The following is a 14,643-nucleotide window of genomic DNA, read 5'->3' on the forward strand; positions in this document are numbered from 1 at the left end:
ACAGCGGGACGAGTGCCTGACTGCGGGGTGATGCAAGATGCAGAGCCGCTTTAGGAGCGATCGGCGGCTGACCGTGCGCATGACGGTCACCATGTTCCTGCTCGGGCTGTTGTACGTGGCGTTCGTCGTCGCGTTGATCGTGTTGCTGAAGTCCTGGCTGCTGGTCGTCGTCCTGGTCGGGGCGATGTTCGTGGCGCAGTTCTGGTTCTCCGACCGGATCGCGATGTTCGCCATGCGCGGGCGGGTCGTGGAGCGGGAGGAGTATCCCGAGCTGCACGCGGTGGTCGACCGGCTGTGTGCGATCGCGGACATGCCCAAGCCGGTGGTCGCCGTGTCCGAGATGGACATGCCGAACGCGTTCGCGACCGGCCGGAATCCCGACCACGCCGTGGTCTGTGTGACCACGGGGCTGCTGCGGCGGCTGGAGCCCGCCGAGCTGGAGGGTGTGCTCGCGCACGAGCTGTCGCACGTGGCGCACAAGGACGTCGCCGTGATCACGATCGCGTCCTTCCTCGGGGTGATCGCCGGACTGATCGTGCGGTTCGCCTTCTACTCGCAGGTCTTCGGCGGGGGCCGCAGGGACCAGAACACCGCGGTCGTCTTCGCCGCGGTGATGGGCGTCTCGGCGGCCGTGTACGCGATCAGCTTCCTGCTGATCCGGGCCCTGTCCCGGTACCGGGAGCTGGCGGCCGACCGGGCCGCCGCGCACCTGACCGGCCGGCCCTCGGCACTGGCGTCGGCGCTCACCAAGGTCTCCGGGGACATCGCCCGGATCCCGACCAAGGACCTGCGCACGGCCCAGGCCTTCAACGCCTTCTACTTCACCCCTGCGACCGGCAAGGAGCCCGGCATCGAGCAGTACTTCTCCACCCACCCGACCCTGGAGCAGCGGCTGGACCAGCTGGGCCGGATCTCCGCGGAGCTGGGCGAGGCGGCCGCCCCCGGGAAGGCGGACTGAGCATGGGATTGCTGGACATCCTGCTCGGTCGTACGAAGCCGGTCGCGCCCGACCTCGACCAGCTGTTCGCGCTGCCGTCGGCGGCCGTGACGCTCCAGGCGGCGGCCGGGTTCACGCCGACCGGCAGCGGTGCGGTGTGCTTCGCCACGGTCGAGGGCGCGGCCTTTGAACAGACCCACCGGGAGGTCCAGGCGCTGCTCGACGCGGACGCCGACCGGGCCGGCTCCCCGGTGGAACTGAGCCAGGACGACTACGGCTACTCCTGGCTGCTCTCCTGGCGGGCCCCCGACCAGCTGCCCCAGCTGGTCAACGACCTGCACGCGGTGAACAGCTCGATGGAAGTCAACGGCTTCGGCCCGCAGCTGCTCTGCTCCCTGGCCTCGTTCGCGGACGACACCGGCCGGAAGCTGGCCCTCGTCTACCTCTACAAGCGCGGCACCTTCTACCCCTTCGCACCGCTGCCCGGCGCAGCCGAACGCCGGGACAACGCGCTGGAGCTGCAGGTGAAGGCGGCCCTTGCGAACGACCTCAGGACCGAGCAGGACCTGAGCCGCTGGTTCCCGGTGTGGGGCGCCCCCGGCCTGTGACCGGCGGCGCCCCTGGGGCTCACCTGCTCTTCTCCCGCTCCTGACGCCGGGTCTCGAAGGGGCGCTCGCGGCGGTAGCGGCGCTCCCACTTGGCCTGGCGGTCCCGGCGCTCGCGGTAGGCCCGGTAGGAGTCGGGCAGCGCGCCCGGGCCGGACGGCGGGGGCGCAGCGGGCGAGCCCCTGCCGTGCTTCGCGTACAGATAGAGCAGCGCGGCGGCGGCGAGCCACCAGGTGTGGTTTCCGAATCCGAGAATCACCAGGACGACGGTCCCGGCGACGACGATGCCAGTCATGACGGACCTCCGTGGGTGAGTGTGGATGGGGGGCGTGTCGGCTTCGCGCCGTTTGTTCAGGGTAGGGAGACCGTCACCACGGGTGCACCTCGTTTTCCCTGCGGCCCAGTGGCCGTGAGTGAATGGCGTGATGAGCGAACTCCCCTTCGAACACGAGGAATTCAGCTGCGTATACGACGGTGAACGGCTCAGCGCGGTGAGCGCCGGCCCTCCCGGGCGGGCGACCGTCGTCCTCCTGCACGGAGCCGGCAACGGCAGCAAGGAACGGTTGCTGCCGCTGCTCGCCGAGTTCGCCGCGCACGGCTGCCGCGCCCTGGCCTTCGACTTCTCCGGGCACGGGGAAAGCTCCGGAGAGCTCGCGGAGCTGAGCCTGCGGCGGCGGTTCGAGCAGGCGGTGGCGGTGATCGACGCGCATGCCCCGGCGCGGGATCCGCTGGTCCTGGTCGGGTTCAGCATGAGCGGACAGACGGTGGCGGACCTCGTACGACACTACGGGCGCCGGGTGGCGGCCGTCGGCCTGGGCGCACCCGCCGTGTACGCGCCCCAGGCCTGGGACGTGCCCTTCGGTGACGGCCGGGGCCGGTTCAGCGAGATCATCCGTACCCCCGGCAGCTGGCGCGGCTCGCCCGGCCTGGAGGTGCTGCGGGCCTACGAGGGGCGGGCGGTGCTGGCGGTGCCGGGCACGGACGCGGTCATCCCGCCGGAGGTGACGGAGGCCGTGCAGGAGGCGCTGTCGGCGTGCTCCCAGTACACCCGCTTCGAACTCCCGGACGCCGAGCACCGGTTGGGCCTGTGGTTCCGCGACCATGCCGAGGACCGCGGGGCGTTCGCGACCGCCCTGCTGAGCGGCCTGGACGAGCAGGGCTGGGCGGCGACGCGGAACTGGGTGGCCGAGCAACTGCCCGGGGGCCGTACGATCGCCGGCTCGCGGCGGCTCACGGGCGGCTGGTCGGCGCAGATACGCGGGCTCACCCTGGACGACGGGGAGGAGCTGGTGCTGCGCACGTTCGTGCGGCCCTTCTTCCGGCGGCACGCTCCGGGCCTGCTGTCCCGGGAGGCGTCCGTCCTCGGCCTGCTCGCCGGGCAGGAGGGCATCCCCGCCCCGGCCCTGGTCGCCGTGGACGCCACCGCCGAACACTGCGACCACCCCAGCCTGTTGATGACCCGGCTGCCGGGCCTGGTGCGGGTGGACCAGGAGGACGAGGCGGCCCTGGACCGGCGGCTGGACCTGCTCGCCGCCCAACTGGTGCGCATCCACGCCGTCGTCCCCGAGGAGCGTCCGCGCGCCTATGAGGCATGGACGTCACCGGAACGGCTGCGCACCCCGGGCGGTGGGATGTGGGCACGCGCGGTGGACGTGATCCGCCGCGACCCGCCGCCGTACCGGGGCCGCTTCCTGCACCGGGACTATCACCCCGGGAACGTGCTGTTCACGGGGGCCGGGGACGGGCTGCTGGTGAGCGGGGTCGTCGACTGGGTGGAGACCTCGTGGGGCCCCGCCGACCTCGACGTCGCCCACTGCTCGACCGCACTGGCCCTGCTGCACGGCCCGGCGCAGGGCCTGGCCTTCCGGGACCGGTACGAGGAGCGCGGCGGCCACGGGCTCGCCGACGGGCCCGACCACCTGTACTGGCGGCTGCTCGACGCCCTGGCCTACTTTCCCGACGCCGAGAAGCTGGCCCGGCCGTGGCGCGAGCTGGGCCGTGCGGATCTGACACCGCAGGTGCTGGGCGAGCGGCTGGAGGCGTACGTGGGCGGGCTGCTGGAGCAGTACGGCTGAACGGCCCAGCCCCGCTCACACACCCGGCTCCGCCGCCACCACACCCGCCGCAACGGCCGCACCGAGAGCGGCATGGTCGGCGACGGTCCGGTCGGCATAGGCCAGCGCAAAGTCGGCGACCGCACGGTCGAAGGTATCGGCCGCACCGAGGTAGGCGGCGATGGCGATGCGGTCACCGGAACGGCCGTGGGCGCGAGCTGGGCCGTGCGGATCTGACACCGCAGGTGCCGGGCGGGCTGCTGAAGCAGTACGGCTGAACGGCCCAGCCCCGCTCACACACCCGGCTCCGCCGCCACCACACCCGCCGCAATGGCCGCACCGAGAGCGGCATGGTCGGCGACGGTCCGGTCGGCATAGGCCAGCGCGAAGTCGGCGACCGCACGATCGAAGGTATCGGCCGCACCGAGGTAGGCGGCGATGGCGATGCGGTCACCGGAACGGCCGTGGGCGCGGGCCAGGGTGGTGCCGCACAGGCGGGCGTAGGCGAGCAGGTCGCCCGGGTCCATGCCGGCGACCTCGGCGGAGCCCTTCGTGTCGCGCAGCCGGCGCCAGTAGAAGGCGCGGCCCTGCGGCCCGCTCATCCAGCCGAGGAAGATGTCGGGGGCGGACTGCAGCAGCCGCTGCCCGGCGACCACCCGGTGCCCGGGATGGACGTATGGCCCGCTCGGCAGGTGTTCCTCCAGCACTGAGGTTCGTGCCTCCTTGATCTGCAGGATCAGCGGGTCGTCGGCGTCCCGCCCGGCGAGCAGCACGATGAAGCAGCGCAGGCCGACGCTGCCGATGCCGACGATCTTGCGGGCGGCGTCGACGAAGCGGTAGCGGTCGAGGAGGTGGCGGCGCTCCTCGGGGAGGGTGGAGCGGTAGTCGCTGAAGGTCTTGCGCAGGGAGGCCGTGTCCGGGGCGCCGGCGGGTTCGAGGAGCGGTGGGTCGTGGATGATCCGGCGCCGCCCGTCGACCACCTCCGTCAGCTTGCCGAGGGCGTGCAGGCTGGTGCGGCGGCGGGCCCGGGTGAGGCTGGACTCCAGACGGCGCCGGCGGCGGGCGGAGTGGACGAGGGGCAGCAGGCGCTCGCCGTCGACCTGCTCGTACCAGACGGCCAGCTCCCCGAGTCCGGCCAGCCGGCGCATGGCGGTCCGGTACCCGGTGACGGCCGCCTGGGCCGCGGCCCGCGCCTTGGCACTGCTGTGCCCGTTCTCCCGGGCGGCCACCGCCACACTGGCCGCGAGCCGTTTGACGTCCCACTCGAAGGGCCCCGGGAAGGTCTCGTCGAAGTCGTTGAGGTCGAAGAGCAGGGCGCGTTGCGGGGAGGCGTAGAGCCCGAAGTTGAGCAGGTGGGCGTCGCCGCACAGCTGCACGGTGAGCCCGGTGTGCGGCTGGACGGCGAGGTCGGCGGCCATCACGGCGGTGGCACCGCGCAGGAAGGCCAGCGGCGAGGCGGCCATACGCCCGTAGCGGATCGGCAGCAGCTCGGGGAGCCGGTCACGGCCCTGCCGCTCCAGTACGGCGACGGGGTCGGGCCGGTCGGCGGACGGGACCCACAGGGCGTGCACGGAGCGGGGGACCTTCTTGCGGGCATGTCTGCCGCGCCGGGCGCGGTCCTCGGGGGTGCCGCGGTGGGCGCGGTCCTCGGGCGTGCTCATACGGCGGCCTCTTTCTGCGGTTAACCGCGTCTGCCGTCACCTCCTGCTGGCAGTGAAGGCCTCATGGGCGGGCCCGCGCATGCGGAGCAGGAGCGAACGGGTGAAGGGGGCGGTTGTCAGTGGCATCGGGGACCATGCAGGCAGGACAAGGTGAGCGTGACGGGGAGGCCGGCATGGGTGACGGACGGCGGCGGCACATCGGCACGGCGGAGCGCCGGGCCCGGCTGGCCCTGCGGCACCGCCTGGCGGGTACGGCACGGGCGGCGGCCCCCGAGCAGGTCGCCGCCTCCCTGGTGGCCCTGCACGGCACGGACCCGGCGACGGTGTACCTGGCGGTGGCGGCGCGGCTGGCCGACCCGGCGAAGGCGGTACCGGAGACGGAAAGAGCGCTGTACGAGGACGGCACGCTCGTCCGCATGCACGGTATGCGGCACACGGTGTTCGTGTTCCCGACGGAGCTGACGGCGGTCGTCCACGCCTCGACGGGCCTCACCGTGGCCGCCCGTGAACGCGCTTCCCTCCTCAAGGACATGGCCCGGGCGGGCGCCCCGGACGCGGCCTGGCTGGCGGAGGTCGAGACGACCACGCTGACCGCACTGGCCCGGCGCGGCCAGGCGACGGCGGCGGAGCTGTCGGCCGACGAGCCGCGCCTGCGCGAGCAGTTCGTGTACGCGGCCGGGAAGAGCTACGAGGGCGTCCACACGGTCTCCTCCCGCCTGCTGCGCGTCCTCGGTGTCGAGGGCAAGGTGGTCCGCGGCCGCCCGCTCGGCTCCTGGACGTCGAGCCAGTTCCGCTGGGCCCCGGCACCGGAGCACCCGGAGCTGGACGCGGGCCGGTCACAGGCGGACCTGCTGGAGCGCTGGCTGAGAGCCTGTGGCCCGGCGACGGAGGCGGACCTGAAGTGGTGGACGGGGTGGCGGGTGACGGAGGTACGCCGGGCCCTTTCCGCCGTCGGCGCGCAGGAGGTGACCCTGGACGAGGGCACGGGCTATGTCGCCGACGGTGACACGGACCCGGTGGAGGCCCCCGGGGAACCCTGGGCGGCGCTGCTCCCCGCCCTCGACCCGACGGCCATGGCCTGGCAGCAGCGGGACTGGTATCTCGCGCCGGAGCTGCGCCCGGATCTCTTCGACCGCAGCGGCAACGTGGGGCCGACGGTGTGGTGGAACGGCCGGGTGGTGGGCGGCTGGGCCCAGCGCGCGGACGGCGAGATCGTCTGGCGCATCACCGAGGAAGGTGCGCGCCGGGAGGCCGAGGCGGCGGTCGCGGTGGAGGCGGAGCGGTTGCGAGGGTGGCTGGGGACGACGAAGGTCACGCCGCGCTTCAGGACCCCGCTGGAGCGGGAGTTGTCGGCGTGACGCACCGGGGTGCCCCGCAGCAGCGCGGGACACCCGGCACCGGCCTCACCGGCTGTAACGCATGAACGCCCGCACCATGTGGCACGTCGTGTCCGACGGCGGGTGCACACCGATCTCCTCCGCCGTGTTGCGGATCGTCTCGTTGTGGGCCTGGTTCGGCAGGTAGATCCCCAGGTCGAGCAGGGCTATGGCGAGGCGCATGGCCTTCAGGCGCCGGTTGTGCGTGACGTACCACTCGCGCGGCCGCCCGGCCGGCAGCGGACGCTTCTCCATCGGCACGTAGGGCGAGTCGAGCAGAACGGAACGCTTGGCTGTGGACTGGGTCGGCAACGGCTTGGACTTCAGGGCGGCAGCGGGCACGGGCATCCTCCTGTCGCGGTCAGGGCACCCACCGGAACTTCCGGCGACACCCTCGAACACTGCCTCTATTCTACTGGCCACCACTGACATTCGGGGAGTGCGTGAAGTCCGGCAAATGTCCAGGTGGGATGGCAAATTGACCGTCTGTCACAGCAGGTCCGCGAGGTACGCGTGAGACGCCGTCAAATTCGAACAGAGTCATCGGCGGGAGCAGTGGTCCCGGCCCTGGCCATGGCACGCAACGCGCGTTTGTCCACCTTGCCGCTCGGGGCGAGGGGCAGGCGCTCCGCCCACCAGACGGTGGTCGGCCGGTGTGCCGCGGCGAGCTCGGACGCCACGAGCGCGCACGCTTCGGCGGCGGCCGACCGGCTTGCCGTACAGCCGGTTGCCGGCACCAGGAAGGCGCACACCTCCTCGCCCGTCAGGGTGCTGGGCCTGCCGACCACGGCGGCCTGCGCGACGGCGGGGTGCCGGGCGAGGGCCGCTTCGATGGGCAGGCTGTACAGGTTCCACCCGTTGACGACCACCATGTCCTTGACCCGGTCATCGAGGTAGAGATAGCCGTCGCTGTCGGTGTGTCCGAGGTCGCCCGTGCGCAGCCACCCGTCACGCAGCACCTCCCCCGTGAGGTCGGGCCGCATCCAGTAGCCCGACATCCGGGCGGCCGACCGCACCCATACTTCGCCCACCCGTCCGGCGGGCAGTGGCCGCCCGGCATCTCCGGTCTCCCGTACCTCGATCTCCACGCCGGCTGCCGGGCGCCCCGCCGAGCCGAGCAACCAGGGCCGGCCGGCGACGGCCGCCGCATGGTCGGAGGGGGTCAGCCGGGTGATGACCGAGGCCTCGGTGGTTCCGTAGCCCTGCTGCCAGCGGCAGCCCCAGGCGGTGACCGCCTCCCGCAGCCGTTCCGGCAGGACCGGCGAGGCGCCGTAGCTGATCACTTCGAGGCCCGGAATCCCTTCGGCGGTCCGGGGGTCGTCCAGGAGCCGGTAGATCATGGGCGGCACCAGATAGGTCGACGCCGGTCCCAGTCTCCGGCATGCGTCCATCAGCTTCCCGGTGTCGAAAGGGGACAGCACCTCCACCCGGCCGCCGCCCCGCCAGTGTTCGAGGCAGCGGCCGCCGGAACGCGTGGCCAGGGAGGTCACCGACACGTAGGTCCCGGCGCGTGACACCTGCCCGCCGGAGCGTGCCGCCAGCGCGCGGAAGGTGATGGCGACGCCCTTGGGCTGACCGGTGGTGCCTCCCGTGTACATCACGCGCGCCACATCGTCCTCACGGGCCGCAACCGGAACCACGACCGCCGCACGGCAGGCGGCCGCTGCGGCCAACTCGGCCAGGGCCAGCCGCGGCACACCGGTGTCCGGCACCGGAATGTCGTGCACCACCAGTTCCGGACGGCAGTCCCGGAGCAGGTGTTCCACCCCGCACACGGCCGCGTTCCACACCACCAGCGTCAACCGCGCACCCAGGACGTGGGCGGCGGTCCGCAGGAGCAGCACCTCCGCCCGGTTCTCACCCACCACACACGCCAGACCGGATCCGCGGCGCACGCCCGCATCGCCCAGCACACCGGCGATCCGGTAGACCTCTTCGAGCAGCGCGCCATGGTCGAGCACGCGATCGCCGAGGCCGACGCCACCCAGCGCCGGGCGGCCGACGTGACCCTCCAGCGCCTCGATGAGTCCGGTCACGTATCGCGCGGCCATGTCTCCATGGAAAGCCGCAGCTGAGGGTACGGCAACATAAAGGCATTTACGGGGAATATCCGAAGCTGAGCGTCGCGTACCGTGGGCCCATGGAAATCTGGATCAACCCGGCCTGCTCCAAGTGCCGCAGCGCGATCAGCCTGCTCGACGCCGAGGGGGCCGACTACACCGTCCGCCGCTATCTGGAGGACGTGCCGGGCGAGGACGAGATCAGGGCCGTGCTCGACCGGCTCGGTCTCGAGCCGTGGGACATCACCCGCACCCAGGAGGCCGTGGCCAAGGAGCTGGGGCTCAAGGAGTGGGCGCGGGACGAGACTTCGCGGGACCGGTGGATCACGGCCCTCGCCGAGCACCCCAAGCTCATCCAGCGCCCGATCATCACCGCCGACGACGGAACCGCCCTGGTGGCCCGCACCGACGAGGCCGTACAGGAGGCGCTCGCCCGGAACGAGAGCTGAGCGACGCTCAACTCCATTGTGATGCAGGTTACTTCGGTGACTCCTGTAAACCGCTGAGTAACCTCGTTCGGTATCTCGTACATAGCGGCGTACGCTCCCCTACCTCTTCAGGAGGCGCGTTATGTCGCGCAGGAGAACTCTCGGCACGAAGAAGAAGCTCGCGCTGCTCGTCAGCGCCGCGGCGGTGGCGGGCGGCGGAGCCTTCGCGCTGGCGTCCACCTCGAACGCCGCGCAGAGCCCGCAGAACGCCAAGACGCTGTCCGCCGGTGACTCGACCGTCTGCCAGGGGCTGGCCACGGCCCACGGCAACAACGACAGGTTCATCGCGGACCAGAAGGCGAAACCGGACGCGCAGTCGGCGGCCCGGATCGCCAACCGCGAGGCGGTCATCAAGCAGATCGAGGTCCAGCAGAAGGCGGCGGGCTGCACCGTTGGGGAGTCGGCTCAGGGCTCCCAGGCGGCGCAGAACGGCAACGCCCAGCAGGGCGCCGGTCAGCAGGCGGGCCAGCAGGCAGGTCAGCAGGCAGGTCAGCAGGGAGGTCAGCAGAGCACGCAGCCCGCGCAGACCGGTGCCGCAGGAAACAACGGCGGCGGCGCTGCCGCGGCCTCCGGCCAGCAGGTGTGCAAGGGCTCGACCGTCACGCTCTCCGGCGAGGGCGGCGCCCCGGCGGCGTCCAGCAGCCAGTTCCCGGCGGGGACGACCCTGAAGGTCACCAACCTGGACAACAACAAGTCCACGACGGTGAAGGTCACCTCGGTCTCCGGCAGTTGCGTCCTGCTCAACAACGCGGCCTTCGAGCAGGTCCGGGAGCCCGGCAAGTTCCTCATCCGCCGCGCAGTGATCGAGAAGGTGGGGTGAGGCTCAGCAGCCCGACAGGAAGTCGGTGAGGCGGCGGGCCAGAGCCGCGGGTGCTGCCTGCGGCAGCGCGTGGTGTGAGACATCCGGCAGTACGGCGGTCTCCACGTGCGGCAGCATCGCGGCGGCCCTGGCCGCCACCTCACGAGGGTCATGGGTCCTGCTGTTCGCGGCCACGAGCAGCAGGACCGGCACGTCGAGGGCGCGCAGCGCCTGAGGTGCCGGCCGCGGGCCCGTCACCGGCTTCGCGGACGGGAAGCCCGCGGCCGCCTCCTGGAGGGCGAGCCAGCCGGGATCCAGGACTGCTCCCCCGGTTTCCCACTCCAGGAAGGCGCGGACCCGGCGGGGCGAGGGCCGCAGCAGCATCGGCAGGGCATGGAGCAGGTACGCCGCCTTGTACCCGGTGAAGCACTGGGTCGGGTCCAGGAGGAACAGGCGGCGTACCCGGGCAGGTGCACGCAGGGCGTAGTGCAGGGCGATCCAGGCGCCGTACGAGTGTCCGCCCACGTCGGCCGCCGTCGCGGCCAGGCCGTCCAGGAGGGCGTCCAGCCAGGCGGCCAGGTCGGCGACCGTGCGGGGGTGGCGGTCGCCGGCCGGGGCGCTCAGGCCGGGGGCGCCGATCAGGTCGGGGGCGTAGACACGGCGGGTCCGGGCCAGCTCCGCGAGCTGGGCGTACCAGGACACCGAGGCCGCTCCGCCGCCACCCGGCAGCAGGAGCAGCGGGGGTGCTTCACGCGGGCCGCAGGCGTTGACCCGGGTGTCCCCGAAGGGCGTGGCGACCGTCAGCGCCTCGCGGTCCGCCGGCCATGCCGCCAGCACCTTGTCGTACGCAACCCGGAAGGCGTCGGCGTCGTACCCGCTCGTCCGCGGCATGGAAACCCCCTATTATCTCGCTCAGCAAGATACTCGTTCGGCGAGATAATAGCTGGGAGAACCCGCATGCCGACCCCGTCCAGCCCCGACCCGGCGCCCGAGATGGAGATCGTCCATCTGCTGCGCGCGGTCACCGTCGAACTCGGCCTGCACAGTGCCCGGTTCGCGAACCAGAACGGCATGCACCCCACGGACGTACGCGCCCTGATCGCGCTCATGGACGCGCGGCGCGCGGGCGAGGAGATGACGGCCGGGCGCCTCGGGGCCGTACTGGGGCTCAACTCGGCGGGGACCACCGCGCTCGTCGACCGGCTGGAGCAGGCCGGGCAGGTGCGGCGGGTGCGCGCGGAGCGGGACCGGCGCCGGGTCGTGATCGAGGTGGAGGAGCGCGCGGTCGAGCTGGGCCAGGCCTTCTTCGGGCCGCTGATCGAGCGCTCGGTGGAACTGCTGCGTGCATACGACGAGCGGCAGCTGGCGGCGATCCGGGGCTTCCTCGGCGGGGTGCGGGAGGCTGCCGCCGAGGGCCGGGAGTAAGGCCACGGGGGGCGTCCATACCCTTCCGGAACTCGCCTCACAACGTGAGCCGCAGCACAGAACCACCAGGTAACACGGGGTTCACAGAGGAGCAATGACCGGGAAATCGCCTGTTGACAGGCTGCCGGGCAGATCGAGCGGCGCCCCAGTGCCGCAGCGCCGCAGCACCCGCACCGAGTGCGCCCGACCCACCCTCTAAGGATGTGGCCCCGTGACCTTCAAGGCTGAGTACATCTGGATCGACGGCACCGAGCCGACGGCCAAGCTCCGTTCCAAGACGAAGATCATCACGGGTGCCCCGGCCGGTCTCGACGCGCTGCCGATCTGGGGCTTCGACGGCTCCTCCACCAACCAGGCCGAGGGCCACTCCTCGGACCGTGTGCTCAAGCCGGTCTTCACCTGCCCGGACCCGATCCGCGGCGGCGACGACATCCTCGTCCTGTGCGAGGTCCTCGACATCGACATGACGCCGCACGCGTCCAACACCCGCGCCGAGCTGGCCGAGGTCGCCGAGCGGTTCGCCGCGCAGGAGCCGATCTTCGGCATCGAGCAGGAGTACACCTTCTTCGACGGCGCCCGCCCGCTGGGCTTCCCCGAGGGCGGCTTCCCGGCCCCGCAGGGCGGCTACTACTGCGGTGTCGGCGCCGACGAGATCTTCGGCCGCGAGATCGTCGAGGCCCACCTGGACAACTGCCTGAAGGCGGGCCTGGCCATCTCCGGCATCAACGCCGAGGTCATGCCCGGCCAGTGGGAGTTCCAGGTCGGCCCGGTCTCCCCGCTGGAGGTCTCCGACCACCTGTGGGTGGCCCGCTGGCTGCTGTACCGCACCGCCGAGGACTTCGGCATCTCCGCGACCCTGGACCCGAAGCCGGTCAAGGGCGACTGGAACGGCGCGGGCGCGCACACCAACTTCTCCACCAAGGCGATGCGCGAGGGCTACGACGCCATCATCACCGCCTGCGAGTCGCTCGGTGAGGGCTCCAAGCCGCTCGACCACGTCAAGAACTACGGCGCAGGCATCGACGACCGCCTGACGGGTCTGCACGAGACCGCCCCGTGGAACGAGTACTCCTACGGCGTCTCCGACCGCGGTGCCTCGGTCCGCATCCCGTGGCAGGTCGAGAAGGACGGCAAGGGCTACATCGAGGACCGCCGTCCGAACGCCAACGTCGACCCGTACGTGGTGACCCGCCTGCTGGTCGACACCTGCTGCTCCGCACTGGAGAAGGCCGGCCAGGTCTGATCCGACCCGCTTCCCGAAGGGGCGCCCGCCGTCTTGGCGGGCGCCCCTTCGGCGTATCGTCCACCGCTGTCCGCATAGTGAGACAACTGACTCCCTGTGTGGCACCTTGTCTGCTTCAATGGGCCCATGGTCGGCTTCCAGAAACACATCGCGACGGGTCGTCATGACCTCGAGCCGTTCTGGCCTTCCCGTCAGCACCACGACTTCGACCGGGTGTGTTGCCGCGCGATGAACGCGCAGGCCCTCTAAAGCCGTACCCCCGGCCTTCGGCCAGCGCGCAACGACGTACGTCCTCCGGCGAACCTCTCGCGCGAAAGAGCTGACTTCTCATGGCGAACACTCGTTCCCTCCCCTCCGCCTCCCCTCTGACCGCCCCCGCCCGGCACCGGCTGCGCGCCGTCGACCGGGACGAGGTGGTGAATGTCGCGGACTTCCTGCCGCCGGGCGCCACCTGGCTGCCCGCACCGCAGCACACCCTGCCCGCCCTCCCCGGACAGCCGCCCATGGTCGGGTACCTGGTGCTGGTCCCGGCGGACCAGCGGCCCCCGTTCCTTCCGGTCGCGGTGCCGGACGCGCCGGAGCCGGCCGCCGAGGCGGGCGGCGCCCCGCTGGTGCGGATCGACTCCGTGCAGCGCACCGCGAGCGTCGAGGGCCGTGAACTCGACCTCACCTACCTGGAGTTCGAGCTGCTCCAGCATCTGGTGGCGCACCCGCACCGGGTGCACACCCGCGACCAGCTGGTCACCACGGTGTGGGGGTACGGTCACGTCGGCGACGGCCGCACCGTCGACGTCCACATCGCCCGGCTGCGCCGCAAGCTGGGCGCCCAGCACCGCCAGACGATCCAGACGGTGCGCCGGGTCGGCTACAAGTACACCCCGCCGACCGGACGCTGATCGTCTGCTGACGGCAGAGCGCGGTTCCGTCCCGCGGCTTCGGCGGGCAGAGTCACCGGTATGAGACTTCTGATGCTCGGTGGTTCGGAGTTCGCGGGACGGGCCGTCGCCGAGGCGGCGCTCGGGCGCGGCTGGGACGTGACCGTCTTCAACCGGGGGCGGCACGAACCCCCGCCCGGGGTAAGGGCGTTGAGCGGCGACCGCACCGCGCCCGACGGGCTCGCCGCCCTGGCCGAGGGCGAGTGGGACGTCGTCGTCGACACCTGGTCGAAGGCGCCGCGCGCGGTGCGGGACGCGGCGCGGCTGCTGCGGGGCCGCGCCCGGCGGTACGTGTACGTGTCGAGCTGCTCGGTGTACGCGTGGGCCCCGCCCGCCGGCTACGCCGAGGACGCGCCCCTGGTCGAGGGCGCCGAGGCCGATGCCGAGCAGACCGAGTACCCGCAGGACAAGCGGGGCGGTGAGCTGGCCGTACTGGACGCCTTCGGCGCGGACCGCTCGGTGTTCGTGCGGGCCGGGCTGATCCTCGGGCCGTACGAGAACATCGGGCGGCTGCCGTGGTGGCTGACCCGGATCGCGCGCGGCGGTCCCGTGCTGGCGCCGGGCCCGCGCGACCTGCCTCTCCAGTACGTCGACGTCCGCGACCTCGCCGCATGGATTCTGGGCGCCGCCGAGCAGGAGCTGAGCGGGCCGTACAACCTGATGAGCCCGCAGGGGCACGCCACGATGGGCGAGCTGCTCGACGCGTGCGCGGCCGTCACCGGTGCGGACGCCGAGCTGCGCTGGACCGAACCGGATGTCGTGCTCGGCGCGGGCATCGCGCCGTGGACCCAGCTGCCGGTGTGGGTGCCGCCGGGCACCGACATGCACGACGCGATGCACGGCGCGGACGTCTCCCGCGCCGTCGCGACGGGTCTGACCTGCCGCCCCGTCACCGAGACGGTCTCCGAGACCTGGACCTGGCTGCGGTCCATCGGCGGCATCGCCCCGCAGCGCCCGGACCGGCCGCCGGTGGGCCTGGATCCGGAGGTGGAGGCGAAGGTGCTGGCCGGTGCCGGGGGTGGTGCTGACACCACCCCCTGAGAGGGGGCCCCGGGCCAGT

15 protein-coding genes and 1 pseudogene are annotated in these 14,643 nt (G+C 72.2%); 10 read left to right on the top strand and 6 right to left on the bottom strand.

Annotated elements, in window-relative coordinates:
• Positions 1-79: 79 nt before the first annotated feature.
• Both htpX and pspAB read left to right on the top strand, forming a co-directional pair.
• Entirely contained in the window at positions 80-958 is an 879-nt protein-coding gene (gene htpX / locus AQI88_RS06050; RefSeq protein WP_066993016.1) for a zinc metalloprotease HtpX, read from the top strand.
• A gap of 2 nt (positions 959-960) precedes the next feature.
• Positions 961-1,545 (top strand): PspA-associated protein PspAB, encoded by a 585-nt coding sequence (gene pspAB, locus AQI88_RS06055; protein ID WP_066993020.1) that lies wholly within the window; start codon positions 961-963, stop codon positions 1,543-1,545.
• A 19-nt stretch (positions 1,546-1,564) separates the two neighbouring features.
• Here pspAB and AQI88_RS06060 read toward each other — a convergent pair whose 3' ends face one another.
• Positions 1,565-1,837 carry a hypothetical protein gene (locus tag AQI88_RS06060; protein ID WP_066993023.1) on the bottom strand — a complete coding sequence of 91 codons (273 nt, stop codon included), beginning with the start codon at positions 1,835-1,837 and terminating at the stop codon, positions 1,565-1,567.
• 130 nt (positions 1,838-1,967) lie between these two features.
• On the opposite strand from AQI88_RS06060, the gene AQI88_RS06065 reads away from it, so the two are divergent.
• Positions 1,968-3,617 carry an alpha/beta fold hydrolase gene (locus AQI88_RS06065; protein ID WP_066993026.1) on the top strand — a complete coding sequence of 550 codons (1,650 nt, stop codon included), beginning with the start codon at positions 1,968-1,970 and terminating at the stop codon, positions 3,615-3,617.
• 15 nt (positions 3,618-3,632) lie between these two features.
• On the opposite strand, the pseudogene AQI88_RS44800 reads toward AQI88_RS06065, so the two are convergent.
• Positions 3,633-3,815, bottom strand: a pseudogene (locus AQI88_RS44800) (DUF2252 family protein); the annotation flags it as partial.
• 74 nt (positions 3,816-3,889) lie between these two features.
• Positions 3,890-5,257: a DUF2252 domain-containing protein gene (locus tag AQI88_RS06070; protein WP_066993029.1), complete on the bottom strand. Its 1,368-nt coding sequence runs from the start codon at positions 5,255-5,257 to the stop codon at positions 3,890-3,892.
• Between the two features lie 173 nt (positions 5,258-5,430).
• On the opposite strand from AQI88_RS06070, the gene AQI88_RS06075 reads away from it, so the two are divergent.
• Complete coding sequence (locus AQI88_RS06075) at positions 5,431-6,615, top strand: winged helix DNA-binding domain-containing protein (RefSeq protein WP_066993032.1); 1,185 nt, start codon at positions 5,431-5,433, stop codon at positions 6,613-6,615.
• Positions 6,616-6,660: 45 nt separating this feature from the next.
• Here AQI88_RS06075 and AQI88_RS06080 read toward each other — a convergent pair whose 3' ends face one another.
• A complete protein-coding gene (locus tag AQI88_RS06080; RefSeq protein WP_066993720.1) occupies positions 6,661-6,975 on the bottom strand; it encodes a hypothetical protein in 315 nt (104 codons plus the stop codon).
• Positions 6,976-7,157: 182 nt separating this feature from the next.
• Complete coding sequence (locus AQI88_RS06085; protein ID WP_066993035.1) at positions 7,158-8,684, bottom strand: class I adenylate-forming enzyme family protein; 1,527 nt, start codon at positions 8,682-8,684, stop codon at positions 7,158-7,160.
• Positions 8,685-8,773: 89 nt separating this feature from the next.
• On the opposite strand from AQI88_RS06085, the gene AQI88_RS06090 reads away from it, so the two are divergent.
• Together AQI88_RS06090 and AQI88_RS06095 are read left to right on the top strand one after the other, a co-directional pair.
• On the top strand, positions 8,774-9,142 hold the full coding sequence (locus AQI88_RS06090) for an arsenate reductase family protein (RefSeq protein WP_066993038.1): 369 nt from the start codon (positions 8,774-8,776) through the stop codon (positions 9,140-9,142).
• A gap of 121 nt (positions 9,143-9,263) precedes the next feature.
• Positions 9,264-10,001: an RlpA-like double-psi beta-barrel domain-containing protein gene (locus AQI88_RS06095; protein WP_066993041.1), complete on the top strand. Its 738-nt coding sequence runs from the start codon at positions 9,264-9,266 to the stop codon at positions 9,999-10,001.
• Positions 10,002-10,004: 3 nt separating this feature from the next.
• Here the strand turns inward: AQI88_RS06095 and AQI88_RS06100 are convergent, their stop codons facing one another.
• Positions 10,005-10,871: an alpha/beta fold hydrolase gene (locus AQI88_RS06100; RefSeq protein WP_066993045.1), complete on the bottom strand. Its 867-nt coding sequence runs from the start codon at positions 10,869-10,871 to the stop codon at positions 10,005-10,007.
• Between the two features lie 66 nt (positions 10,872-10,937).
• On the opposite strand from AQI88_RS06100, the gene AQI88_RS06105 reads away from it, so the two are divergent.
• The 4 genes from AQI88_RS06105 (at position 10,938) to AQI88_RS06120 (ending at position 14,624) form a co-directional block, all read left to right on the top strand.
• On the top strand, positions 10,938-11,405 hold the full coding sequence (locus AQI88_RS06105; protein ID WP_066993047.1) for a MarR family transcriptional regulator: 468 nt from the start codon (positions 10,938-10,940) through the stop codon (positions 11,403-11,405).
• A gap of 211 nt (positions 11,406-11,616) precedes the next feature.
• On the top strand, positions 11,617-12,648 hold the full coding sequence (gene glnII, locus AQI88_RS06110; RefSeq protein ID WP_066993049.1) for a glutamine synthetase: 1,032 nt from the start codon (positions 11,617-11,619) through the stop codon (positions 12,646-12,648).
• A gap of 329 nt (positions 12,649-12,977) precedes the next feature.
• The gene (locus AQI88_RS06115) at positions 12,978-13,544 is read left to right on the top strand and encodes a winged helix-turn-helix domain-containing protein (RefSeq protein WP_066993052.1); all 567 of its coding nucleotides are present in this window, start codon (positions 12,978-12,980) and stop codon (positions 13,542-13,544) included.
• A 60-nt stretch (positions 13,545-13,604) separates the two neighbouring features.
• Positions 13,605-14,624 (top strand): NAD-dependent epimerase/dehydratase family protein, encoded by a 1,020-nt coding sequence (locus AQI88_RS06120; protein ID WP_066993054.1) that lies wholly within the window; start codon positions 13,605-13,607, stop codon positions 14,622-14,624.
• The last annotated feature ends 19 nt before the right edge of the window (positions 14,625-14,643 follow it).

Origin of the sequence: Streptomyces cellostaticus (genome assembly GCF_001513965.1) — a bacterium.
GTDB classification, from domain to species: Bacteria; Actinomycetota; Actinomycetes; order Streptomycetales; family Streptomycetaceae; genus Streptomyces; species Streptomyces cellostaticus.